Here is a 25,410-nt window from a genome sequence, read left to right on the forward strand (position 1 = left end):
AAATTCTAGTTTTGAAAGCGGGCTATACGCCCGCTATAAATTGATATTAACCAAGATTTTCCTCAGTATCTTGACGAATATCATTGGTCGTTACATTGAGCGCATCAATAACTTGCTCAATAACGTCAGTTTGTTCAACTAAGTTAACTATAACAGCAACAACGTTTGGTTGTGTAATACCTTCTTGAATAAGTACATCAAAAGGGGTACCTGTATTTGCTAACGTATCGATAACTGTCGCAGAAGCCATAGTTGCTTCTAATGCAGCGCGCATCGTATTCGCTAGTTCAGGCTCACCTTCTACAACTAATAAATCGTTGATTGACGCGCCTTCAACAACAGAACCATCTACACGAGTATAGCTACCTGTGTACATAATTTGTACGCTTTGAGCATCTAAGAAAATATCTCTGTGCGTGTTGTCACTGAAACAAGAATGCTCATCTTCTTGAGAATCTGTACGAAGTGCAATATTAATACGCTCTCCGGCCAATTCACCAAAGCTTAAACGGCCCATCCCTTCTAAAATTAAAGCAAGAGAGGTATCACCGCCTTGAACAAATTCAGTGTAATGTACGCCCACTTCAGGCGCCCATGCGTTTGCTACCGCTTGAAGGTCATCTACTAACACTTGTGCTACAGACAATAAGTACTCTCCGCGACGCTCACAAATTTCATCCGCAGCAGCTACGTCACCTGATGTACAAGTATTCACACCTGTTGTGCTTGCTGTAAAGTAGTCAGAAGCTGGACGCTGACCCGCAGTTGCGTCACGCTCACCTGAACCAGAACCATCTGCGTTCAAATCTTGTCCCCACAATAAAAATTCTATTGCGTGGTAACCCGTACCAACGTTGCGCTCGTCACCATCTAATTCATTGAACGTTGCAACAACTGTAGGGCTTAAATCTGGAAAATCAGTGGTATTTGAAATAATGTTTCCAGTTACCGCTGTCTCTGAGCTAGTTGCCTCTGAATCACCATCTACTTCAACAGCAACATAATCAATCAACGCCTCTCCCAATGGCCACGCATTGATTCTACCCTCAGGACCTTCGCCATCTTCGCCAATAGTGCCATCGTCTAACAATGCGTCAATTGGACCACCACGGAATCGGTACGCTTCTGTTTGAACATAAGGTTCGCGAGACGCTAACCATGCTTCTCTCGCAGCAGCTAATGTTGCTTCACTTGGGTTTGCTACTAAAGTTTCTAGCGCAGTCATTAATTCTTGTGCGGTAAAGAGTGAATCGGAGTACATTGCAAATGCGATATTGGCATTGGTTGCAACTACATCGTCTACAGTAACAAAACTGCTAACGCCATCAGTACCATCGGAACCTGCGACACCATCGACACCATCGACACCATTAATGCCATCAATACCATCGTCGCCGTCATCTGAACAAGCACCAAGTATAAACGTACTAGCGACTAGTACGGCTAAGAGAGATTTTTTCATGTGTTTTCCTAAATGTTTATGCGTAATCTAATGATAATCATTCTCATAACTATAACAAGAATAAGCAAGGGTTTGAACTTATTTTTAGCGTTGTCAATACCAACCTTCGTTAGCAATGGCAGCCCTACTTTTATAGTGAACAAGCGTAGAAATGAAACTTTTATTCATACTCAAAATAATATGAATATTGGAATTCAATTACTAAAAATGGGTTAACAATGAATTGAATTAACGTATTTGGCTAAAATAAACTTCAGTAACTGATAGCAAACAATCATAACCAACACACATATGATGTCGAATATGATAAATATCAGATACGCATCTAATTCCGCTTGGTGCTCGCTAGCAACGCTTAAGGTTGAAACAGATACTATTATTAAAGCTAAGAAACTACGTTTTAAAATGCACGTCCAGTTCATTTAATCGCTCCAGTCTATGCTAGTATTTGAAGTATAATTACACAATCAAACGCAATTGAGAATCATTTTTATTTAAAAAAATTAAATTTGACCCCCTTAATATGTGTAATTCATTGAAATGTCATCCTAGAATGACATTATTAAGGTGTGTTGATATCTCGTGTCTATTCTTGCAGCGCTTGTAAGACCCTGTATATATGCACAAAATATCAACACGCTCTAGTGACTTAAGTACTTAAAATTACCCTGCGAACAAATTAAGAAAATTATGGATTCACAAACACTTTATTTTCCAAAAGAACTAAGCTGGCTATCATTTAACGAACGCGTACTTCAAGAAGCCGCTGATACAAATAACCCAGCGGTTGAGCGATTACGCTTTTTAGGTATTTATTCCAACAACCTTGATGAGTTCTTTAGGGTAAGAGTGGCGGACGTTCGTCGTTTAATCTATTTAGCCAAACAAGAAGGCAATGAAGAGCTTGCCTCAGCTCAAATTCATTTAATGGAAAAAATTCAAGATAAGGTAGAACAGCTGTCGAAGAAATTCGATGTCATTCTTAAAGACATATTAAAAGCCCTAGCTCGATACAATATTCACTTGTGTAGTAAAGACGACTTAAACCCGTACCAAACTCAATGGGTTACGTCTATTTTTGTGAACAAGATTCTTCGCCATATAGCCCCTATATTAATCGACAAAAAAACAGACTTAGTGAGTCGCTTAAACGGCGCATGTTTTTATTTTTACGTGGCGATTAGAAGAGAAAATAAATCACCTAAATTTGCGGTTATCCAAGTTCCTTCACAAGAAATGTCGCGCTTCATTGTGATCCCTCCAGAAAAGAGTCGTAAAAAAAAGCACATCATATTGGTGGATGACATTATTCAGTTGTGTCTGGAAAACATTTTCAAAGGTTTTGTAAAATACGACAGTCTCGAAGCTTATTCATTTAAGATGACACGAGACTCTGAATATTCAATAAACGACGAAATCGATGAAAGCTATGTAGAGAAAATGTCGGAAAGTGTAAAGCAACGTCTAATAGCAGAACCTGTGCGCGTGATCTACGACTCAGGTATGCCCCAAGATATGGTAGAAGACTTGTTTAAGCGTTTAAAAATTCGCTCGTTAGACACCCTTAATCCAGCAGGGCAATACAGAAACTTTAAAGACTTTATCGGGTTTCCAAATGTAGGTCGTGCGTATTTAGAAAATCCACCATTACCAGCATTAAACGCAAAAGCCTTTTCCGAACACGACACTGTATTCGATGCAATAAATCAACACGATATATTATTGTATTATCCGTATTATCGCTTCTTGCACGTTACCGAATTTATACGTCAAGCTGCCTTCGATCCCAATGTCAGATCGATAAAAATCAACATCTATCGAGTTGCCTCTAAATCTCGTATTATCAATTCGTTAATTGATGCCGTAGACAACGGCAAAAAAGTCACTGTTGTCGTTGAGCTACGAGCACGATTTGATGAAGAAGCTAATATCGAGTGGTCAAAGCACATGACTGACGCAGGTATCCATGTTGTGCTCGGTGTTCCTTCTCTTAAAATTCACAGTAAACTCTGTATTGTGAACCGAGAAGAAAAAGGTAAATTGGTGCAATACGCCCATATTGGCACAGGTAATTTCAACGAAAAAACGGCAAAAATATACACGGATTACAGCTTATTCACCTGCAACCAAGAAATGACTCAAGAAGCGGAAAGTGTATTCGATTTAATTCAATATCCTTACCGAAAATACAAATTTCAGCATCTACAAATATCACCGTTAAATGCTCGAACAAAAATACAATCATTAATTAGACAAGAAATTCAATTCTTAAAAGAAGGCCATAAGGCTGGGATTACCTTTAAAGTCAATAATCTTGTAGATAAAGAGCTCATTGATGATTTATATCGCGCTAGTCAAGCGGGCGTTAAAATTCGCGCTATTGTGCGTGGTATGTGTGCATTAGTACCTGGAGTTCAAGGTGTTAGCGACAACATATCAATTATTTCTATTGTTGACCGCTTTTTAGAGCACCCTAGGGTTATGGTTTTTGAAGGGGGTGGCGACAAAAAAGTGATCATTTCTTCCGCTGATTGGATGACGCGAAATATGGATAACCGTATCGAAGTAGGATGCCCAGTCTACGACAGAAAATTGCAAAAACAAATTGTAGATATATTAGATCTTCAGTTTAACGATACAATAAAAGCCCGTATTATCGACAGTACGCAAAGTAACAAGTATGTAAAACGAGGCAATCGCAAAAACCTCCGATCTCAGCATGAAATATATGACTACTTTAAAAAATTAGAAGGCTAATCGTTTGAATCAAGATATTACACAAGCCCTAGAAGAAGCCGATACAAGAGAGTGTAGCCAAATAGCGGCCCTTGATTTAGGATCAAACAGCTTCCATCTTGTTGTGGCAAGGATAGTTGCCGATTCGCTACAAATTGTACATAAAGTAAAGCAAAAAGTACGCCTTGCTGATGGCTTAAGCAGCGAGAACATTTTGTCTGAAGAAGCAATTGAAAGAGGCTTAGAAACCTTAAGAGTTATGGCTCAAAGCTTAAAAGGGTTTGAGCCTGATACCGTCCGTATCGTTGCCACTCATACCCTGCGAAAAGCAATCAATGCCAAACAGTTCATCAAACGTGCAAAAACCATACTTCCCTACCCCATCGAAGTCATTTCAGGAATAGAGGAAGCTCGCCTGATATACAATGGTGTTGCGCACACCCATCACGACCGAGGCCAACAGCTAGTTATTGATATTGGTGGAGGCTCGACCGAGTTTATTATTGGTGATGGAATAAAACCCAAGCTTTGTCGAAGCTTGCAAATGGGCTGTGTAAGTTACACTAATCGCTTTTTCAGTAAAGGCGAGATCAAAGCAAAATATTTCGAAAAGGCCATTACCTCAGCAGAACAAGAATTAGAACTAGTAGAGGCTAAATATCGCAAATTAGGTTGGGTAGAGTGTATTGGTACCTCTGGAACAATACGCACGCTGGTGGCCTTGTGTAACGCTGAATCTGAAAGTAGCGACAACACAATTACATTAAAACAACTTAGACATTTAATGAAACAATGCATCAGTGCAGGTCATGTAGATAAGCTAGACTTCCCTGAGCTTGTTGAAGACAGACGGCCTGTCTTATGTGCAGGTTTAGCCGTTTTAATTGCAGCGTTTGAAGCTTTTGATATTGAGAGCCTTCAATTATCCGCTGCAGCACTAAGAGAAGGCGTGCTGTACCAGATGGAAGACGCCTTAGAGCATGCTGATATTAGAGAGCGTACAGCCAAAAGCTTAGTTGCCCGTTATGATGTAGATACGCCTCAAGCCCTTCGTGTGTTAAACACCTGCATGTCGTTTTGTGATGCCGTTCGAAAACCTTGGAAACTAAACTGTAAAAACGAACACAGTTTGTTGTCATGGGCGGCCATGTTTCACGAAGTTGGATTGCAAATTAACTCTAGAGGTGTGCAGCGTCATTCGGCTTATATTATCCACAATGTCGACATGCCTGGCTTTAATCAAGAAGAACAAGAACTTTTAGCCACGTTAGTTAGGTTTCAACGGAAAAAAATAAAACTCACTGAATTCCCTGAATGGTCACAATTCGAACAAGGAGATGTTGCCAAACTGCTCTGTATTCTTCGTTTATCTGTTTTATTAAATATAAAGCGCCAAGAAGATTTAGTGCCAGACATGGGCATAACAGTATCGAAAAAAGATATCACGCTAACCTTCCCAGAAGGTTGGTTAAGTAAAAAACCCATTATTACAGCAGATTTAGAGCGGGAACAAACTTATTTACAAGCATTAGATCTAAGGTTAATCATTGATTAACCTTAGATGCGATAAAGACTAGGTTAGCGACGCTTGGTAAATACCTTCAATAGCGTCATTTAACATAGCGTCAAACTCTTCGTCGGTCTGCTGGGCAGACGAACCTTGAGTTAGCGCGCGCGAGAAGCTCGCTATCATGCCTTTGTTGTTTGTTAGCTTTTGATTTGCGTCATCACGAGAATAACCGCCAGATAAAGCTACAACCTTAAGTACATTTGCATGGTCAACTAGCTCTTGGTAGAAACCAGCAACTTCTGGTAACGTCACTTTAAGCATAACCACTACGCCGTCATCAAGAGCATCGAGTTCGGCTAAAATAGCCGCTTTCAACAAGGCTTCCGCTTCTGCTTTTTCTGCACTGTGAATATCAACTTCAGGTTCAATAATAGGCACTAAACCCGCAGCCAAAATTTGCTTTCCAATTTCAAATTGCTGTTTAACAACGGCAGAAATTCCTTCCGCATTAGCTAGCTTAACAACAGAACGCATTTTAGTACCAAACACGTCTTGAGCGACTGCTTTGTTTAACAATTCATCTAGACCTGGAATTGGCTTCATTAATTGAACGCCGTTTTCCTCATCTGCAAGCCCCTTATCGACTTTAAGAAAAGGAACAACATCTTTGCTTTTCCACAAATAGTGAGAAGAAGACTGGCCTTCAATTTCTCTGTCTAAGGTGTTCTCGAACAGAATTGCACCTAAAACACGCTCTCCATTAAACACTTTACTGGTAACGATGCGTGTACGCATGGCATGAACCATACCAAACATTTCTTCATCATTACTGTATTCGCTTTCTTCAACGCCATACAATTTCAACGCTTTAGGGGTACTTCCACCACTTTGATCAAGTGCAGCAATAAACCCAGATTGTGCTTTAATTTTTTCTAACATGGCTTGCTGAGCTGCTGATGCCATTTATCTCTCCTTTGCGTGAATGCTTAACTTAAGTTCGCTACTTATTTTTCTGTTCTAGAATTGCTACTGCAGGAAGTGTTTTACCTTCTAAAAATTCAAGGAACGCACCGCCTCCAGTAGATATATATGAAACTTTATCCGCTATTCCATACTTATCTACAGCCGCTAGCGTATCACCACCACCGGCAATTGAAAATGCACTACTTTGCGCAATTGCGTGAGAAAGCGCTTTCGTACCCGCACTAAATTGCTCAAATTCAAAAACACCTACAGGGCCATTCCAAACAATGGTACCTGCATTTTTCAACACGTCTTCTAGCGCTGCAATTGAGTCAGGGCCAATATCAAAGATCATATCATCTTCGCTTACCTCTGAAACATGCTTTAACTCTGCTGGCGTGTTTTCATCAAATGCTTTTCCAGTCACAACATCGGTAGGTACAGGAATATCACCACCACGAGATTTGGCTTGCGCCAATAAGCGATTTGATTCGTCAATTAAATCGTCTTCGTAAAGAGACTTACCAACAGGGTTCCCTGTCGCCGCTACGAACGTGTTTGCAATACCGCCGCCCACAATCAACTGATCTACTTTTTCTGCTAATGATTTTAATACCGTTAGCTTAGTTGATACTTTCGAACCACCAACAATGGCTACTAAAGGACGAGCTGGATTATCAAGTGCCTTACCTAATGCACTAAGTTCGCCTGCTAGCAAAGGGCCAGCTACTGCTTCTGCGGCATATTTTGCCACACCGTGAGTAGATGCCTGCGCTCTATGAGCGGTACCAAAAGCGTCCATAACGAATACGTCACATAGCGCTGCGTATTGCTTAGCGAGTGTTTCGTCGTCTTTCTTTTCACCTTTATTAAAGCGAACGTTTTCTAGTACTGCACATTCACCCGGCGCAATGTCAACGCCATCAAGGTAGTCAGTGATTAATTTCACTTCTATGTCTAATACATTGTTAAGATATTTAACCACAGGGGCTAATGAATACTCTTCCGCTGGTTCACCTTCAGTTGGGCGCCCTAAATGAGACATAACCAATACCGCGGCACCCGCTTCAAGAGCTTGTTGAATTGTTGGTAAAGACGCTCGAATACGGGCATCAGATGTCACTTCACCGTTTTTCACTGGTACGTTTAGATCTTGTCGAATGAGTACTTTTTTACCCGTTAGCGATATATCGCTCATACTTGGAATAGACATAAATTAGTCCTTATAAAACATTAAATTCGAAGAAATCCGTAAACTATTTAATAACGGCCAACGCATTTCTGTTAATTTTTTCTTACTTAAACATTGCTTGTGTTGTGTCGAGCATCCGATTGACGAAACCCCACTCGTTATCACACCACACTAGCGTTTTAACTAACTTTCCATGACTCACTCGCGTTTGAGTACCATCGACAATACAAGAATGTGGATCGTGGTTAAAGTCTACCGAAACCAAAGGCTCCTCAGTATAGCCTAAAATCCCTTCTAGTTGGCCCTGCCTTGCTGACTTAATAGCCGCATTCACAGTGGCAATATCTACATTTTCAGTCAAGGTCACACTCAAGTCCATTGCGGTCACATTCACAGTGGGCACTCTGACGGCAATCGCTTCAAATTTCTTCGCAAATTTTGGCAAAATACGTTCAATACCTGCTGCCAAGCGTGTATTTACTGGAATAATCGATTGTCCAGCAGCCCGAGTTAATCGTAAATCAGTATGATATGCATCGATCACTTGTTGGTCGTGCATAGCTGAATGAATGGTGGTTATAGTGCCGCTTTCTACGCCAAACGCATCATCTAAGGTTTGGATAACAGGGACAATACAGTTAGTAGTACATGAGCCTGCAGATACAATAGCGTGTTCGGGCTTAAGGGTGTGTTCGTTGATACCAAATATGATGGTGTTGTCAACGTCCGGTGGACCCGGTTGTGAAAACAACATTTTTTTCGCCCCAGCATCAAGGTGAGCTTGAGCTGATGCCCTGTCGTTAAATGTTCCTGTGCACTCAAGTACAATATCGACGCCAAGCCCTTTCCAATCGCAGTCAGCAGCCTCGTTATTTTGAGTAATCGCGATAGCATCACCCGCCACAAGCAGCGTATTGCCCTGCAAATCTACAGGGTAACTAAATCGACCGTGGGTAGTGTCGTATTTAAGCAAATGCGCAATACCTTCAGGCTCAGCAATTTCGTTAATTGCCACCACCTTCATATATTCTGAACGCCCTGTTTCATACAGAGCGCGCAGAATATTCCGGCCGATTCGACCAAAGCCATTAATGGCTATGTTAATCATAGTGTGGCTTATAACTTGTTCGCCGCTTCTACCACTGCATCAAGCGTGATGTTGAAGTGTTTGAACAAATCACCTGCTGGTGCTGATTCACCAAAGGTATCCATACCAATCACAGCACCATCTAAACCGACATATTTGTACCACGTGTCTTTCGCTAATGCTTCGATAGCAATCCGCTTGGTCACACTTCTCGGTAATACGGCTTCTTTGTAATCACTAGATTGACGATCAAATACATCAGTACAAGGCATAGACACGACTCTTACTGCTTTACCTTCACTCTTAAGTGCATTAGCTGCATCGACAGCAAGCCCTACTTCAGAACCAGTAGCAATCAAAATAACCTCTGGTTGCCCGTCACTATCAAGCAAGACGTAACCGCCTTTCTCAATACCAGCGACTTGCTCAGCGGTACGAGCTTGTTGCTCACAACCTTGGCGAGTGAAAATAAGCGTGCTTGGGCCATCTTTACGCTCAATAGCACATTTCCAAGACACAGCTGATTCAACTTGGTCACAAGGGCGCCAGTTGTCTAGGTTTGGTGTAGAGCGCAATGACACCAGTTGTTCAACAGGTTGGTGAGTCGGGCCATCTTCACCTAAGCCAATAGAGTCATGAGTAAACACAAATATTTCTGGTAGCTTCATTAATGCAGCCATGCGAATAGCATTACGCGCGTATTCCATAAACATTAAGAAGGTTGCACCGTAGGGCTTAAAGCCACCGTGCAGGGTAATCCCATTCATCATTGCAGACATACCGAATTCGCGCACGCCGTAAAAAATATAATTACCGCTAGCATCATCTTTCTCAACGCCTTTACTGCCAGACCAAATAGTTAAATTTGAACCTGCTAAGTCAGCAGAGCCCCCGAGTAATTCAGGTAACAATGGCCCAAATGCATTCAGTGTATTTTGTGACGCTTTACGGGTTGCAATAGTCGCAGGGTTAGCTTGTAAGTCAGCGATATAGTCATTGGCTTTTTGCGCAAAATCTTGTGGTAATTCATTTTGCTGACGACGGGTAAACTCGGCCGCTAATTCAGGGTGTGCAGCACTGTATTTCGCAAACAATGTGTTCCATTGCGCCTGAGCACTTTCACCTTTGGCTTTTCCGTCCCATTGCTCATAGATGTCCTGTGGGATATGAAACGCGTCATGCTCCCAACCCAATGCTTTACGGGTTTTAGCAATTTCTTCGTCACCTAGTGGTGCACCGTGGCATGACTCAGTGCCTTCTTTATTCGGCGAACCAAAACCAATAACCGTCTTACAACAAATTAACGTTGGCTTATCTGACTGCGCTTTTGCCTGAGCAATAGCATTGCCAATTTGTTCAGCATCATGACCATCAACACCAGAAATAACGTTCCAGCCATAAGATTCAAAACGCTTTGGTGTATCGTCAGTAAACCAGCCTTCAACTTCGCCATCGATTGAAATGCCATTGTCATCCCAAAACGCGATTAATTTATTAAGGCCTAAGGTTCCCGCTAAAGAGCAAGTCTCATGGGAAATACCTTCCATTAAGCAGCCGTCGCCAAGAAAGGCGTAGGTGTAATGGTCAACAACATCAAAATCATCACGGTTAAACTGCGCCGCAAGTGCTTTTTCAGCTAACGCCATACCAACGGCATTACTAATACCTTGGCCTAGTGGACCAGTTGTTGTTTCAACGCCAGGCGCATAGCCGTACTCTGGGTGACCCGGAGTTTTAGAATGAAGTTGGCGAAACTGTTTCAATTCTTCAATGGGTAACTCATACCCAGTTAAATGAAGCAGTGAATACAATAACATTGAACCGTGACCGTTCGATAAGATGAAACGGTCGCGGTTAACCCACGCAGGGTCAGCTGGGTTATGTGATAAGTGGTCGCACCATAATACTTGGGCGATATCAGCCATACCCATAGGCGCACCAGGGTGGCCAGATTTGGCTTGTTGAACGGCATCCATGCTTAGCGCACGAATGGCATTGGCTAACGTTCTACGGGATGACATGTAAACTCCTGCAATTAGATCATTTATAAAGCGAGCTTTATTTTTAGGGCCGCTATTTTTGCGCACTCAGACGGGCAGTGCAATGGATTTTATAGTTTACACTAAAATTTATAGACTTTTAGACGTCTAGAAGTAAAGACTGGTAATTAAAATAAATGTGCACTACACTATCGAATAATATCTATAACTTTATAAACGACAGAATTTTGTATTCGTGGAGAGACCATGACAGTGCAGTTATTTACTTCTGAATCAGTATCAGAAGGACATCCAGATAAAATCGCAGATCAAATTTCAGATGCCGTTCTAGACGCCATTTTAGAACAAGACCCACAAGCTCGGGTTGCCTGTGAGTCATTTGTTAAAACAGGCATGGTACTGGTCGGTGGAGAAATAAACACCAGTGCATGGGTTGATATAGAAGAATTGACAAGAAAAACCGTTAACGATATCGGCTATACCCATTCAGACATGGGATTTGATGGAAATTCTTGTGCAGTATTAAATGCAATTGGCAAACAATCTGACGATATCAACCAAGGTGTTGATAGAGAATCACCTGAGCTTCAAGGTGCCGGTGACCAAGGTCTAATGTTCGGTTATGCCAGTGACGAAACCGACGTATTAATGCCAGCTCCAATTACTTATTCTCACCGTCTTGTTCAAAAGCAAGCCGAGTTAAGACGCTCTGGAAAATTAGATTTTTTACGTCCTGATGCGAAAAGCCAAGTGACTTTTGCCTACGACAACGGAAAGCCTGTTGGCATAGATGCCGTTGTTTTATCTACGCAGCACAGTGAAGACGTTACCACTGAACACTTGCGTGAAGCCGTTATGGAAGAGATCATTAAGCCTGTTTTACCTGCTCAATGGTTATCAGACAAAACTCAATTTCACATTAACCCTACAGGTCGCTTCGTTATTGGTGGCCCTATGGGAGATTGCGGATTAACTGGACGTAAAATCATTGTTGATACCTATGGCGGTATGGCTCGTCACGGTGGTGGTGCATTCTCTGGTAAAGATCCATCTAAAGTAGACCGCTCAGCAGCCTATGCAGGTCGCTATGTAGCAAAAAATATTGTTGCAGCCGGTTTAGCCAAACGTTGTGAAATTCAAATATCTTATGCCATTGGAGTCGCAGAGCCGACATCTATTAGCGTTGATACTTTTGGAACGGGCACCGTAGATAATGCAACACTAGTTACTCTAGTTAGAGAGCACTTCGACTTACGTCCTTACGGACTAATTAAGATGCTTGACTTAGAAAGACCTATTTATAAAGCTACAGCTGCTTACGGACATTTTGGAAGAGAAGAGTTTCCGTGGGAAGCAACGGACAAAGCCGACGCGTTACGCAGTTCACTGTAAAAACACGAAATCAGCTCGGTGTATTTCACGCCGAGCTATCAATCCATCACAAAGCGACTTCACCTGATTTCATAATTTCATTTGTTTTTATATAGGTTGCTTGTACCACTTTTGCGTCGTTGCTTGCGCGATGTCTTTCAATGTTATTTTCTCTTAGCATAACGTGTTTTACTCGATGCCAAATATTCATTTGAGCTTCACATAAAATAAGTTCGAGAGGACTAACACGAAACGTCATTGCTATACCCGCTTCATCAAATAAGCGTCTTACCCAGCTAGAATCCACCGTCCAACCATCTGAATATACTGTGGTATTTTGCAAAAAAGCGTTCAGTTGTAAACATACTCGTTGTGGCTCAACACCAAATTTGTCTAAATGATGTTTGGATATCCCATGTAAGCTTTCAGCAGATTCATCCCAATGAGTCCAAGATTCCAAAGGTTTAATTAAGCGACAAAATCGCCTTCCTTCACTGGTAATCACGCCGACTTCAATGGGGTAGCTATTGTTGCCAAAACCACTTGCTTCAATATCAATAATATTAGGGGAATGTACGGCCATCTTTTTACTCTCCGACGAATTGTACTCTGAATAATCTCTATCTATCTCACGCGCTCTATCAGCACGCTACAACGAGGTTAAACGGTCAATTTCTTTTTATTTTAAAAAACTAGCCAAATACGTATGTAGTTTTACCTATTGTTGATATTTACAGTTTAGTTCAAATTTTGTATTCAACAAGTTAACTCGTTGAATACAAATCTGTTTATTTATAGCTTTCCAATAAAGTCATCCATGCTATGGCGTTCGTGCATTTGTTGACTTTCTTCGCCCCAAGATTTATTCACCAAACATGCACGTTTTGCTGCAGGTCTTGCGTCGATCATTTTAGCCCAACGCTGTAAATTGCTATAGGTTTCCACCTGTAAAAACTCTGCTGCATCATACAAACGACCAAGCACTAGCGCTCCATACCAAGGCCAAATCGCCATATCAGCTATGGTGTAATCTTCGCCGATAATAAAGGTATTTTTTTCAAGCTGCTTATCGAGCACATCTAATTGACGTTTTACTTCCATGGTGTAACGGTCGATAGGATATTCAAACTTTTCTGGCGCATAATTGTAAAAGTGTCCAAAACCACCACCAAGAAAAGGCGTACTTCCCATTTGCCAAAACAACCAATTCATGGTTTCTGTGCGCTTAGCAGGTTCAGAAGGTAAAAACGTATCAAATTTTTCCGCCAAATACACCAGGATAGATCCTGATTCAAACACCCGTGTTTCCGGCGTAGTTGTGGTATCGAGCATGGCAGGAATTTTTGAATTCGGATTGATATCAACAAATTCACTACCAAATTGATCACCGCTAAGAATACTCACTAAATAAGCATCATACTCAGCTTCAACAATGCCTTTTTCGATAAGCTCTTCGAATAATAATGTAGCTTTAACACCATTGGGTGTAGCCATTGAATAAAGCTGAAACGGGTGTTTCCCTCTAGGCAGCTTTCGTTCATCTCGAGCTCCGGCAGTGGGACGATTTATGCTGGCAAATTCACCACCATTTTCAGCGTCGAAGGTCCATACTTTAGGGGGTACATAAGTTACATTAGCCATTTTGATCTCCGCTATATAGAATAGTTCACTATATACCTTGACCGTATAAGTTGAGATTTTTATTCGACAAAATGTAACGTGTGAATGATGAGTGCTTAGTTATCTCAGCGTACTGGGTAATTTCAACGTTGCTGTGGCGACACTAACTTCAGCAAAAAAGGCGATTAATCCACCGGTTATAAAACCAATAGCAGTGAAAAATAACACCAAAATAGCCGTGTCTAAATCTGCTGTGGCTTTACCACTCAACAAAATCACAATGATAGTGCTACAGACCACGACCGCAGCCGCGGTTAAGAAGTTAATCGCCCAATTAGCTAACCTGAGCCGTTTTCCTAAAGACCGTATTTCTCTGCGTTTTCTAGGAGTCAATTCTAACGTTGCGTCTTCAATGTGCTCTTCGAACCAGCGTAGTCTGTCAATAATACGAGCAACACGTCCAGTTACAACATTAAGCATAGTACCTACCCCTACAATCAAAAATACAGGAGTCAATGCTATTTGTATGAGTTGAACAACGGTCTGTTCATCGCCTGGCGTTACCATGTTAATCCTCTAAACCATTGGTACTACGTGATTTTTAAATAAATTTACCCAATGGGCATGTAAGTGATAATAGATAAATTCACACTGAAAGCAAATTAATTAAGGAAAAACAATTTAAGCGTAGGAATTATGAGTACTGAAAGGGTAATTATTAAAACTAACATACGATGCAAGCTCTATATGCTCATAACTCAGAGCATTGCACCGTAATACCTTAATTAAAGTATCAAAGTTGTCAGATCTTATATAGCTATCATTGAGTCGTGCACTCAGAAGTGGTCACTTTAGTTTTGTCTTTCCAATCTAACCTGGCTTCTTTGGTTGTTAGATCTACCCATACATCCACATTTTCATATGATCTTTGATAGATAAATTTATCTTTTGTCGGAGAACCTAATGGCGCGCCTAAACGATAACTAAATTCATCTATAAAGCTTGTATTCCATGCTTCTTGTGCACTGGATTTTGCGTTAACAGATGCTTGATAACTAAAGAATGCGCCTTCTTCGGCCACTATTAGAAAAACGGCTAGCGGATAACTCACATTATCTTTCGCATATTGAACCTTACCTTCAAAATCATCAGGCTCTGCATCACCACCGGTATCATGTGGACTTGTTTGGAAGTGTATTTCCTTTCCTTTTGAAAGCGCTTCTCTCATAGCTTGAATAGATATAGCCGTTGCTTCAGCTTCATTTAATGCCGTACCTGGAAACGACCACCGTTCCAAATAAGAACCATCAGCGACTTCCATCAACCCTCGATTACTATTCGTTCGTTCAGTCCTAATAATATTACCAATGACTTTTTTACCTTCTGGTATTGCATTGTATAGGTCTTCCAACATTCTTACGTAATTGTTCGCTGGCTCTCCGTTAGGAAACACATCTTTGAACGCGCCGTTTACCACTTTGTCAACAAATACACCATCTAATACGTCATAGCTCATAGCGGTTACAGGAGCTTGTATCCACCAGTCTCTTAACGCCTCGACTTCATAGTTATAGGTAAAATACAGGTCCTTGAATAAAATAGGGATACCGTTGTCGTCAAGGTCACTCCATTCATTGGGAATGTAGTTTTCATTGGCTCTATATCCATCGTAATTTATCTCTGAGTTCCAATAAAAAAGCGTCGTTATGCTAGGCTCCTTTTCTTTTAACCTTGTTGCAAAAGAAACCATCCCATCATCAACATAGGTAAAGCCTTGGTTATTCGACTTTTCTAAAAGTACGATTTGATAATGTGACGCTATATCCTCTATTTCATCATCAGTCATTGGCTCTGAATTTCTGACTGCTAGCCAGCGAGGAACATTGTCCCAACAAAAATTAGATTTAGGTACGTTTTTTGTTTGAGCAGGATACGTTTTACCAAAATTAGACGCATTGCTAAACAATGAATAATCACTTAAATCATTAAAGCCACCAGACTCTGTATCGTTAATCAATATCGAAAAACGAATTGAAGATACGGCCCATTCTCTGATATCCGCTAAAACCGTACTACCTGCACCAGTTAAAACAATTTCTTGTTCATCTTCGACACTATAATCTATAGAAAAGTTTGTGGTATAAGATGTTAAACCTTCACCTTGGCCTTTAACGATTTTATGTGAATGGCCTCCATTGGTTTCATAAACGCCAAATAGATTAAAGCCGCCAAATTCTAGTTCAAATTTATCTGCTAGATTAGAAAATGACAGGTTCTCTACGGTGAATACAATGGTTTCACCTTCGTCTATGTCACTAATATCCTCTTGACTATTCACTCCCCAAGTATTATTTCCCAGCGCCACATCTGATTCTGCTCCAAGGCCGCTCATAGACGATGCGTTTTCCTCTTCGCTATAACTGAAAATCGATCCCTCGTAAGCTTTGACCACGAGATCAAAGGTGACTTGATCTAATACTCCATTATCATCGTAGTCATCTTCAATTGCTATTTGGTATGTTTGTGTATTTCCACTGTTCACCGATGTAATAGAAACATTAGATGAAGAAATGTTGTGTACTTGAGTTCCATTAGTGATTTCTAAATCACTTTCAAGTTGAGATGTAGAGCCTGCATTTGCTTTTGCAGTAACCCATAATTTGGTGTTTTGAGCTAAACACGCGAAATGAACGAAGAAAAGAAAGGTAAAAACGGATAACTTTTTCATTTGGATTAACCTTATAACTTTCACAAATATATTTAAATCAAATGATTACATTAACTTTGTGAAAAAAATCATCATGAAATTCAATGCCTACGCCTTAAAAATAAACAGCATAGACTCCGTTTTCGACTGTAACTTAATTAGGATAACGACTAGTTAATTTATAGCTGAACCGCTATTTATTAAAGATGAAAAAGTTGAGTCAGCCGGTAAGCCGGGTTCTGTCTTGGACAATCATTCCTCTAGGTCAATCATTGCTAATTGACTCAAGCAACCTACCCGCTTCCCATATGGGCCATACGTTATGGAAGCCTATTTGGTCTTGCTCCGGGTGGAGTTTACCTTGCCACAAACTGTTACCAGCTGTGCGGTGCGCTCTTACCGCACCCTTTCACCCTTACCGGTACTTGCGTACTTAGGCGGTATACTCTCTGCTGCACTTGTCGTCGGCTCGCGCCGCCCAGAAGTTATCTGGCACCCTGCCCGATGGAGCCCGGACTTTCCTCCCCCACATAAATGTGGCAGCGATTGCCTGGCTGACTCAAGGCAGGATTATACAGCTACATAAGGTACTTTAGGAAGTACTACTTAGGTAATACCGCATTGTGATATACATCTTGTACATCATCGCAGTCGTTTAACATGTCCATAAACTTCTCGAACATGGGTAAATCGTCTTCGCTAATATCAACGTGTACTTGAGGAACAAAGCTAATTTCGTCAGCATCAAGCACAAGATCAGGATAAGCCTGAGCCAATGCAGTTTTTACTGCAAAAAACTCAGTGTGTGGTGCGAAAACAGTGATTTTCCCGTCTTCTTGCTCAACGTCAGTGACATCTACATCAGCTTCCATCAGCACTTCTAAGATTGCATCTTCGTCGTCACCAGAAAATTGGAAAATCGCTTGATGATCAAACATGTGCGCAACCGCGCCCTGTGCGCCAATTTTTGCATTTGTTTTGGTAAAGCAATTACGTACATCAGTAATGGTGCGATTGTTATTGTCGGTTAAACAATCAACAATGACCATGCAATTACCTGGACCAAACCCCTCGTAACGAGCTGGAACGAAATCTTCACCTGCGCCGCCAGCAGCTTTATCAATGGCTTTATCAATAACATGACCGGGTACTTGGTCTTTTTTGGCTTTTTCCATTAACCGCTTTAACGCCAAATTGGTATCGGGGTCAGGTCCGCCATTTTTAGCGCACACATAAATTTCTTTACCGTACTTGGAATAAACTTTGGTTTTTGCACCGGCTGTTTTTGCCATTGATGCTTTTCTTACTTCGAAGGCTCGACCCATTGGGGACTCTCTTATTTTCTATTAATATTTATTACGTGTAAGTTTACCTAACACATGACTTTTAGGGCAAATGCTCTTTTTTCAAATAATCAGTAGACTGCATCTCTTGTAAACGACTTAAACAGCGTTTGAATTCAAAGGAAAGTAAGCCGTCGCTATATAAATCATGCATATTGACCTCTGCCGATATGATAACCTTAACATGCCTTTCATAGAACTCATCAATCATTGCGATAAAGCGCCTTGCCACATCGTCGTTTTTTTCACCCATAACAACTACGTTTGCAATCAACACAGTATGGAAAAGTCGACTCAATTCAATGTAATCTGATTGGCCTCTGGGGCCATCACACAAATCTGAGAATTCAATCATTAGCACACCATCGGAATTGCGAAGTGTATTAATAGAGCGGCTATTTACCTCTATTGGGCTATTTGATGCGCCCGGTTCGCAAGACAATTGCTCAAAATAATTGTGAAGATTTTCTGTGGCTTGGATATCAAGAGGAAAATGGTAAATCTCAGCCTGTTCTAATGTTCTTAGCCTGTAATCTACGCCACTGTCTACATTGACGATATGAGTTCGTTCATTCAATAACGCTATTGCGGGTAAAAACCGCGCCCGTTGTAAACCATTTTTGTACAACTGATCAGGAACAATATTTGATGTAGCAACTAGCACAATATTGTGCTCAAACAACGCCTCAAGTAAGGTGCCCAAAATCATTGCATCGGTAATATCGGAAACAAAAAATTCATCAAAACAAATTATTTTCGTTTCAGCCGCTAAGGTTTTAGCAATTCTTTGTAATGGATCTTGTTGGCCTGCTGCGTGTTTTAGTTCTTCATGGATACGTTGCATAAAGCGGTGAAAATGTGTACGCATTTTGTTTTCAAATGGTAGACAATCATAAAACGTATCAACTAAATACGTTTTACCCCGCCCTACACCACCCCAAAAATAAATGCCTTTAACATTCACATCCTGAGGTTTACTCCACAAGCCTGTTAACTTTGCCTTCCATCCCATAGAGGTTGGCGTTGAAACTAGGTCATCGTAGAGTCGCTGTAGCTCTTTAACTGCGTTTTCTTGCGCTTCGTCGTAACTAAAGTCGTCTCGTTTTAGGTCTATTCGGTACTTTTCTAATGGCGTCATTACGCCTATTCTCCCAAACTTAATGCTAAACTAAATAGCAGGTCATAACGTAATTGGCTACATCGACCGCTTGAATTTTTGATTTGTGGCCTTAATTTAACATGTATTCGCGTTAGAATCGCGCCTACATGGGTATCTTGGAGTAAACAGATGGAAATCGTAATTTCGTTAGGCTTAGTTATTGTTGGTGGTGTTATTGGCTTTTTTATTGGTCGGCATTTTTATGGACAAGGACCATCTCAGGAATCAATTTCTCAGGCACAACAAGATTTAAAAGCGGTATTAAGTGAGCAAACGGAGCGTCATGTTTTTCAATCACAGCAACTCGTGCAAAATATTGAAAAACAATGCTCAGCGCTAAATCAGCAATTAGAAGCATATCAAGATTTATTATCACCAACCTCAAATTCGAATGAAGACGACACTGTGCCTTTTTTCGGCGAACACGCTAGCACTTATCTACGCAATCAGTTGGATACCAGTGACACAAGTAAAAATTCTAGTCAGCATGATACCCAACCTCGAGATTTCGCTGCAGCCGGATCTGGGCTATTTACCGGACAAACTGGTGAGGGAAATAACAAAGAAGAAGGAACCAATTCTAAAACTTAGCGTCTTAAAATTTAGAGTAATAGTGCGTGCTAAGCTCTACTGTATAGTTTTTCAGCAAAGATCAACACGCGCTAATGTAAATGTGAAAATCAGGAGACATTCCGTCAATGAGTTTATTAGTTCGTAGAACCTTAATCGCCAGTAGCCTAGTGCTGAGTACTATGGCTATTTCACTACCGAGCCACTCAGCATTACCGTTTTTCAATACAGCAAAAGGAGAAGTTCCCTCCTTAGCACCTATGCTTCAAGAAGCAACGCCAGCGGTGGTGAGTATATCTGTAGAAGGTACACAAACATCCAATCAACGTGTCCCAGAGATGTTTCGTTACTTCTTTGGAGCACCACAAGAGCAAGTTCAAGAGCGCCCATTTAAAGGGCTAGGTTCTGGTGTCATCATTGACGCTAAAGAAGGCTATGTAGTCACTAATAGCCATGTTGTAAACAACGCAGATCAAATCACAGTAAAATTGACTGATGGCAGAGAGCTTGTAGCGAAGAAGTTAGGTGTCGATGAGCAAAGTGACATTGCGTTGCTTAAGATAGACCCTGAAGACTTAGTGGCGATACCTTTAGCAAACTCTGATGAGCTGTTAGTCGGTGATTTTGTTGTTGCTATCGGAAATCCTTTTGGGCTTAATCAAACCGTTACCTCAGGTATTGTTAGTGCGCTGGGTCGCTCGGGCTTAAACATAGGCGCATTTGAAAACTTTATTCAAACTGACGCTGCTATTAACCGTGGAAATTCGGGTGGTGCCTTAGTTAACCTACATGGCGAACTTGTAGGTATTAACACCGCAATATTTGGTCCCAATGGTGGTAACGTAGGCATTGGGTTCGCTATTCCAAGTAATATGATGAAACGTTTAATTGATCAAATTATAGAGTTTGGTGAAGTACGCAGAGGCCTACTTGGTATCGCGGGTAACGATGTTGATGCAGGACTAGCTGAAGCAATGAATTCCGAAGTTAATAAAGGTGCCTTTGTTAACGAAGTACAACCTGATTCTGCAGCAGATAAAGGTGGTATTGAGGCTGGAGACATTATCATAGCAGTTAATGGTCGAGCACTTGAAAGCTTCCAAGAACTTCGTGCAAAAGTCAGTAGCATGGGAGCCGGCGCAGAAGTAGAGCTGACAGTTTTACGCCACGGCAAAAAAGAAAAACTCACTGTAATACTAGATGATGCATCGGATACTGAAGTTACTGCTGCTGACATTTTACCCGTATTGCAAGGCGCAACATTAGCCCCTGGACAGGACGTGAGAGGCAATGAAGGCGTACAGGTAACTGAAGTTGAAAACAACACCCCTGCAGCTCGATTTGGCCTTAAAGCCGATGATGTGATTGTTGCTGTAAATCGCCAAAGAGTTAAATCCATTGCTGAGTTTAGATCCATTGTTGATGAAGCCAACGGCGTAATTGCAATGAATGTTAACAGAGGCAACAAGAGTCTTTATTTAGTCATTCGTTAAACTTTGACTATTGATTTACCAATAAAAACGCCAACATTTCGTTGGCGTTTTTTTATGGATATATAGAGATAAACTCATTCAGATGCTATCCTTGAGTTATCATCATTAAAAAATTTACCTTGTGAAATCCAGACTATCTTCCACATTTTCTTTTGTTATTCGCTCAGTACTATTAGGGCTACTTGTTGCCGCCATAATTTTGGTTGTAATGCCTAATTTGCGCACAGGAACCAGTTTAAAAAATGGTTGGTTTTCTTCATCTACTCCGCGAGATGGCCGTATCAGTTATTATGAAGCACTTAGTCGCTCAGCCCCTGCAGTGGTAAACATATACACTCGTAGTATTATTAATTCCCAAGGTTTGTTCGGACAACAAACGAGAGAGCGAACTGATTTAGGCTCTGGCGTAATCATGACGGACAGCGGCTATTTACTTACCTGTTACCATGTAGTCGCCAATGCAGATAACATTTCAGTAGTACTACAAGATAGCAGAGTATTTGAAGCTCAAATGATTGGTTTTGACCGGGCAACAGACTTAGCTGTATTAAAAATTAACAGCAACGACTTACCTACTATTCCTCAAGTTGAATCCACCGATTTACGCATTGGCGATACCGTTATGGCCATAGGAAATCCTTTCAACTTAGGACAAACTGTTACTCATGGTATTGTAAGTAGCCCAGGTCGTATTGGTTTATGGAACTTTGTTGACTTTATTCAGACTGACGCCGTACTCAACAACGGTAACTCTGGTGGCGCACTTGTTGACAGCAATGGGATCCTAGTCGGCATAACTAACGCCAATTACCAAATTAGTGATCGCAATGGCCGATTGCAAAATGTAGATGGCATTAACTTCGCTGTACCTTACGAAGTAGCTGCTAATGTTATGGAAAAAATCATTACCAATGGTCGCGTAATTCGAGGACAACTTGGCTTCTCTGGTGAAGCTTTTCCCAACAGGCCGGGTATAGTCGTCACCGCTGTTGCTCAAAATGGTCCAGCTTACATGGCGGGTTTACGTCCTGACGATATTGTATTAGCGATTGATGGTGTTCGACTTGAAAGTGCCTCTGAAGCATTAAACATGATTGCTGAAACACCACCAGGCACTCAATTAGAACTTGAAATCAGTAGAGAAAATGACTTGATCAATATCATTGCCCAAGTCACTGAAGCTGAAGTTTAGTCACCTTTCACTCTAGAAATACAGGCACCCAATTTATTGAGTTTATCTTCGATAGACTCGTAACCTCTGTCTAAATGATAAATGCGATTAACATGGGTTTCACCACTTGCGACCAAGCCCGCAATAACCAAGCTTGCTGACGCACGTAAATCCGTTGCCATCACTGGTGCACCATTTAGTTCAGAGCTCCCTGGAGACACGGCACTATTGCCTTCTAACGCAATACTCGCCCCCATACGCTGTAACTCAGGTACATGCATAAAGCGATTTTCGAAAATAGTTTCTGTAATCACTCCCGTACCTTCTGCAAGGCAATTTAAAGCGACAAATTGAGCTTGCATATCAGTGGGAAAGCCCGGATGTGGTGCAGTTTTTAATGTAACAGCTTTGGCTTTTTTGCCCTTCATATCAAGAGAAATCCAGTCATCGCCGAACTCGATAGCGGCACCTGCTTGCTGTAACTTAGACAACACAGCATCTAAAGTTTCAGGAGCTGCATTTTCGCAACGTATACTTCCACCAGTAACCGCAGCAGCCACTAAGAATGTACCTGTTTCAATTCTATCAGGCAAAACACTATGCAGTGCACCTGACAAGGTCTCAACACCTTCTATATGAATGTTGTCAGTTCCTGCACCCGTTACTTTTGCCCCCATGTTATTTAAACACAAAGCCAAATCGACAATTTCAGGCTCTCTCGCTGCATTTTCTAGAATAGTTGTACCTTCTGCCAGCGCCGCCGCCATCATGAGGTTCTCTGTCGCACCCACACTAACAATATCCATGAAGATACGCGCACCTTTCAAACGACCGCTAACAGAGGCTCGAATATAGCCTTCATCAACTTCAATTTCTGCACCCATTTGTTTTAAGCCTTCAAGATGAAGGTTCACTGGACGAGCGCCGATTGCACATCCGCCAGGCAAAGATACATTTGCTTGCCCTTGTTTTGCTAACAAAGGCCCAAGCACTAAAATAGAGGCCCGCATAGTGCGCACAAGGTCGTAAGGAGCAGTCACACTGTTCAACGTATCAGCTGAAATAACCACAGTGTTTTTTTCAGGTAAAGATACAGCAACACCTAAGTGCTCAAGTAACGAACAGGTAGTATTTATGTCTCTTAATGCCGGTACGTTAGTGAAAGTACAAGCTTGATCCGTTAACAAGCTTGTCATCAGTAGAGGTAAAGCCGCATTTTTCGCGCCCGAGATCTTCACTGAGCCTTTTAGCGGACCACATCCCTTAATTACTAATTTATCCATTTAACAGGGCCTCGCCTTTAAAGAGGTTCGTGAAACTGGCGCTCTTTTTGCCAGTCACTAACAGTAAATGTTTTTATCGTTATCGCGTGGAGTGTTCCGTCAGCTACTTTGTCAGACAAACAGCTGTAAATAGCCTGTTGTCGCTTAACTCGACTCATTTCGGCAAAAATATCGCTTACCGCAATAATCAAATAGTGTGAACCGTCGCTTTTAACGTGAACTTCTTCGAGGGAAAGCGATTGTGTCACAAGCGCTTTTATATCTTCGTTGGTCATAATAATTATTTATCACTTGGATATCAGCAAATGATCGACACCAGATAACGCAGCCAGTTGCGTCAATTTTTCAGGCGCCGAAGTATAGCTGACAACTACAGAATCTAGACTGGCATCTTTCTTAAAGTTTAACAGCCAAGCCAGTCCAGCGCTATCTATATGATCAATACTAGCCAAATCGAATTGAACCTTGGTCTCGACAAGTGACGACCTAGTTGTTTTATCAACCAATAACCACCCATCAGACTTTAGCGTTTCTAATGTCAAATCACCAGCAACAGAAAAACGTGATAATACAGTATCAAATTCTGGAGTCATAATTATTCGCCTGAGGCACTTTCATCTTCACCGTTATCTAGCTCAAGTGGTTTTTCAATACGCTCATTCATAATACCAATGACTTCATCTATTCCGCCTTTGCGAAGGATTGACTCAAATTCACTGCGTTTGCTATCGATTAAACTAATCCCTTCAGCCACCATATCATAGGCTTTCCATTGGTTAGTTTTACTGTTCTTTCTGACTTTAAACGCAATTTTTATATCTGGTCTTGCATTGTCTTTAATGACAGCTCGAACCGTTACTGCCTTTTTGTCTTCGATATCAGATGCAGGTTCAAAAACCACTTCTTGATCATCGTAATACGACATTGCTCCCGCATAAGTAGTGATTAGGTACTTTCTAAATACTTGAACGTATTCTGATAATTTCTCTTTGGGAACGGAACGAAAGTGTTTACCTAATACTTTAAACGCAGCAAATTGATAATCGATATGAGGTAAAAGTTCCTGTTCCATAATAGTTCGTAACACTTCTGGATCAGCGTCGATTTCTGGTTTTTCATTTTTAATACGCGCAAATGTCTTTTCCGCAACATGTTGTACAGTTTCATACGGGTTTTCATTTTTCTCTTGAGCTAGCGCGCTCAAGCTTAATGTTACTGTAAATACAGCGGCCAAAAATCGATTCACCAAGTTATTTATCTCCATTTTTTATTCGCCCTTGTCGTTAAACAAGAATTGACCAATAAGGTCTTCAAGTACTAAAGCTGATTTAGTATCTTGTATATAATCGCCGTCACCTAGATTATCAATACCGTCGATTGAAAATCCGGGCTGTAATCCTAGGTATTGTTCTCCGAGTAGCCCTGCAGTTAACACAGATACAGAACTCGTTTCAGGAAAACCACTATGTTCAGAAGAAATACTTAATTTTACCACGGGTGAAAAATCTTCTTCGTCCAATGAAATTGACAACACACGACCTACGGTCACACCACCAACTTTTACCGCTGAGCGCGCCCTTAAACTACCTATGTTGTCGAATTTCGCATATAGAGTATACGTTTCACCTTCAGTAGACAGGTTTTGATTTGCTACTCTTAATGCAAGTAACATCAGTGCCGCCACCGTAAGTAGGACAAAGAAACCAACTAACAGTTCCGCCTTTGCTTTATTCATAATATGAG

Annotated in this window: 22 protein-coding genes and 1 other RNA gene; 6 read left to right on the plus strand and 17 right to left on the minus strand. The window is 41.2% G+C overall.

Going from position 1 to position 25,410, the window contains the following annotated elements:
- Window positions 1-46: 46 nt before the first annotated feature.
- The gene (locus tag J3L16_RS01070) at window positions 47-1,462 is read right to left on the minus strand and encodes an imelysin family protein (protein ID WP_207611017.1); all 1,416 of its coding nucleotides are present in this window, start codon (window positions 1,460-1,462) and stop codon (window positions 47-49) included.
- Window positions 1,463-2,152: 690 nt separating this feature from the next.
- Between J3L16_RS01070 and ppk1 the strand changes: the two genes are divergently transcribed.
- Together ppk1 and ppx are read left to right on the plus strand one after the other, a co-directional pair.
- The gene (gene ppk1, locus J3L16_RS01075; protein ID WP_207611018.1) at window positions 2,153-4,219 is read left to right on the plus strand and encodes a polyphosphate kinase 1; all 2,067 of its coding nucleotides are present in this window, start codon (window positions 2,153-2,155) and stop codon (window positions 4,217-4,219) included.
- 4 nt (window positions 4,220-4,223) lie between these two features.
- Window positions 4,224-5,753: an exopolyphosphatase gene (ppx, locus tag J3L16_RS01080; RefSeq protein ID WP_242698581.1), complete on the plus strand. Its 1,530-nt coding sequence runs from the start codon at window positions 4,224-4,226 to the stop codon at window positions 5,751-5,753.
- A gap of 18 nt (window positions 5,754-5,771) precedes the next feature.
- Here the strand turns inward: ppx and J3L16_RS01085 are convergent, their stop codons facing one another.
- The 4 genes from J3L16_RS01085 to tkt all read right to left on the minus strand — a co-directional run bounded on the left by J3L16_RS01085 (window position 5,772) and on the right by tkt (window position 10,971).
- Window positions 5,772-6,671, minus strand: a complete 900-nt coding sequence (locus tag J3L16_RS01085) for a fructose bisphosphate aldolase (RefSeq protein WP_207611019.1) — start codon at window positions 6,669-6,671, stop codon at window positions 5,772-5,774.
- Window positions 6,672-6,708: 37 nt separating this feature from the next.
- Window positions 6,709-7,884 (minus strand): phosphoglycerate kinase, encoded by a 1,176-nt coding sequence (locus J3L16_RS01090; RefSeq protein ID WP_207611020.1) that lies wholly within the window; start codon window positions 7,882-7,884, stop codon window positions 6,709-6,711.
- An 82-nt stretch (window positions 7,885-7,966) separates the two neighbouring features.
- Entirely contained in the window at window positions 7,967-8,971 is a 1,005-nt protein-coding gene (gene epd / locus J3L16_RS01095) for an erythrose-4-phosphate dehydrogenase (RefSeq protein WP_207611021.1), read from the minus strand.
- Between the two features lie 8 nt (window positions 8,972-8,979).
- A complete protein-coding gene (gene tkt, locus J3L16_RS01100) occupies window positions 8,980-10,971 on the minus strand; it encodes a transketolase (protein ID WP_207611022.1) in 1,992 nt (663 codons plus the stop codon).
- A gap of 225 nt (window positions 10,972-11,196) precedes the next feature.
- Here tkt and metK point away from each other — a divergent pair, with 225 nt between their 5' ends.
- The gene (metK, locus tag J3L16_RS01105; RefSeq protein WP_207611023.1) at window positions 11,197-12,342 is read left to right on the plus strand and encodes a methionine adenosyltransferase; all 1,146 of its coding nucleotides are present in this window, start codon (window positions 11,197-11,199) and stop codon (window positions 12,340-12,342) included.
- Window positions 12,343-12,388: 46 nt separating this feature from the next.
- On the opposite strand, the gene J3L16_RS01110 is transcribed toward metK, so the two are convergent.
- The 7 genes from J3L16_RS01110 to zapE form a co-directional block, all read right to left on the minus strand.
- Window positions 12,389-12,904, minus strand: coding sequence for a hypothetical protein (locus J3L16_RS01110; protein ID WP_207611024.1), 516 nt, complete (start codon window positions 12,902-12,904; stop codon window positions 12,389-12,391).
- Window positions 12,905-13,113: 209 nt separating this feature from the next.
- Window positions 13,114-13,962 carry a glutathione-dependent disulfide-bond oxidoreductase gene (yghU, locus tag J3L16_RS01115; protein WP_207611025.1) on the minus strand — a complete coding sequence of 283 codons (849 nt, stop codon included), beginning with the start codon at window positions 13,960-13,962 and terminating at the stop codon, window positions 13,114-13,116.
- Window positions 13,963-14,061: 99 nt separating this feature from the next.
- Window positions 14,062-14,508 (minus strand): DUF2721 domain-containing protein, encoded by a 447-nt coding sequence (locus tag J3L16_RS01120; protein ID WP_207611026.1) that lies wholly within the window; start codon window positions 14,506-14,508, stop codon window positions 14,062-14,064.
- A 253-nt stretch (window positions 14,509-14,761) separates the two neighbouring features.
- Window positions 14,762-16,669 carry a putative glycoside hydrolase gene (locus J3L16_RS01125; protein WP_207611027.1) on the minus strand — a complete coding sequence of 636 codons (1,908 nt, stop codon included), beginning with the start codon at window positions 16,667-16,669 and terminating at the stop codon, window positions 14,762-14,764.
- A gap of 191 nt (window positions 16,670-16,860) precedes the next feature.
- Window positions 16,861-17,210, minus strand: an RNA gene (rnpB, locus tag J3L16_RS01130) — RNase P RNA component class A.
- A gap of 40 nt (window positions 17,211-17,250) precedes the next feature.
- Entirely contained in the window at window positions 17,251-17,973 is a 723-nt protein-coding gene (locus J3L16_RS01135) for a YebC/PmpR family DNA-binding transcriptional regulator (RefSeq protein ID WP_207611028.1), read from the minus strand.
- A 61-nt stretch (window positions 17,974-18,034) separates the two neighbouring features.
- Entirely contained in the window at window positions 18,035-19,129 is a 1,095-nt protein-coding gene (gene zapE / locus J3L16_RS01140; protein WP_207611029.1) for a cell division protein ZapE, read from the minus strand.
- A 150-nt stretch (window positions 19,130-19,279) separates the two neighbouring features.
- Here zapE and J3L16_RS01145 point away from each other — a divergent pair, with 150 nt between their 5' ends.
- The 3 genes from J3L16_RS01145 to J3L16_RS01155 all read left to right on the plus strand — a co-directional run bounded on the left by J3L16_RS01145 (window position 19,280) and on the right by J3L16_RS01155 (window position 22,405).
- Window positions 19,280-19,741, plus strand: a complete 462-nt coding sequence (locus J3L16_RS01145) for a DUF1043 family protein (protein ID WP_207611030.1) — start codon at window positions 19,280-19,282, stop codon at window positions 19,739-19,741.
- Window positions 19,742-19,848: 107 nt separating this feature from the next.
- Window positions 19,849-21,213 (plus strand): DegQ family serine endoprotease, encoded by a 1,365-nt coding sequence (locus tag J3L16_RS01150; RefSeq protein WP_207611031.1) that lies wholly within the window; start codon window positions 19,849-19,851, stop codon window positions 21,211-21,213.
- 208 nt (window positions 21,214-21,421) lie between these two features.
- Window positions 21,422-22,405 (plus strand): trypsin-like peptidase domain-containing protein, encoded by a 984-nt coding sequence (locus tag J3L16_RS01155; protein WP_207611218.1) that lies wholly within the window; start codon window positions 21,422-21,424, stop codon window positions 22,403-22,405.
- Here the strand turns inward: J3L16_RS01155 and murA are convergent.
- From murA to mlaD, 5 genes are read right to left on the minus strand one after another with little or no spacing between them, the layout of a single operon-like run.
- Window positions 22,402-23,667 (minus strand): UDP-N-acetylglucosamine 1-carboxyvinyltransferase, encoded by a 1,266-nt coding sequence (gene murA, locus J3L16_RS01160; RefSeq protein ID WP_207611032.1) that lies wholly within the window; start codon window positions 23,665-23,667, stop codon window positions 22,402-22,404. The genes J3L16_RS01155 and murA overlap by 4 nt on opposite strands.
- Before the next feature lie 17 nt (window positions 23,668-23,684).
- Window positions 23,685-23,942 carry a BolA family protein gene (locus tag J3L16_RS01165; protein ID WP_207611033.1) on the minus strand — a complete coding sequence of 86 codons (258 nt, stop codon included), beginning with the start codon at window positions 23,940-23,942 and terminating at the stop codon, window positions 23,685-23,687.
- Between the two features lie 12 nt (window positions 23,943-23,954).
- The gene (locus J3L16_RS01170; protein WP_207611034.1) at window positions 23,955-24,260 is read right to left on the minus strand and encodes an STAS domain-containing protein; all 306 of its coding nucleotides are present in this window, start codon (window positions 24,258-24,260) and stop codon (window positions 23,955-23,957) included.
- 2 nt (window positions 24,261-24,262) lie between these two features.
- Window positions 24,263-24,913, minus strand: coding sequence for an ABC transporter substrate-binding protein (locus J3L16_RS01175; RefSeq protein WP_207611219.1), 651 nt, complete (start codon window positions 24,911-24,913; stop codon window positions 24,263-24,265).
- 21 nt (window positions 24,914-24,934) lie between these two features.
- Window positions 24,935-25,402: an outer membrane lipid asymmetry maintenance protein MlaD gene (mlaD, locus tag J3L16_RS01180; protein WP_207611035.1), complete on the minus strand. Its 468-nt coding sequence runs from the start codon at window positions 25,400-25,402 to the stop codon at window positions 24,935-24,937.
- Window positions 25,403-25,410 lie beyond the last annotated feature (8 nt).

Origin of the sequence: Alteromonas sp. 5E99-2, assembly GCF_017368475.1 — a bacterium.
Taxonomy (GTDB): Bacteria; Pseudomonadota; Gammaproteobacteria; order Enterobacterales; family Alteromonadaceae; genus Alteromonas_F.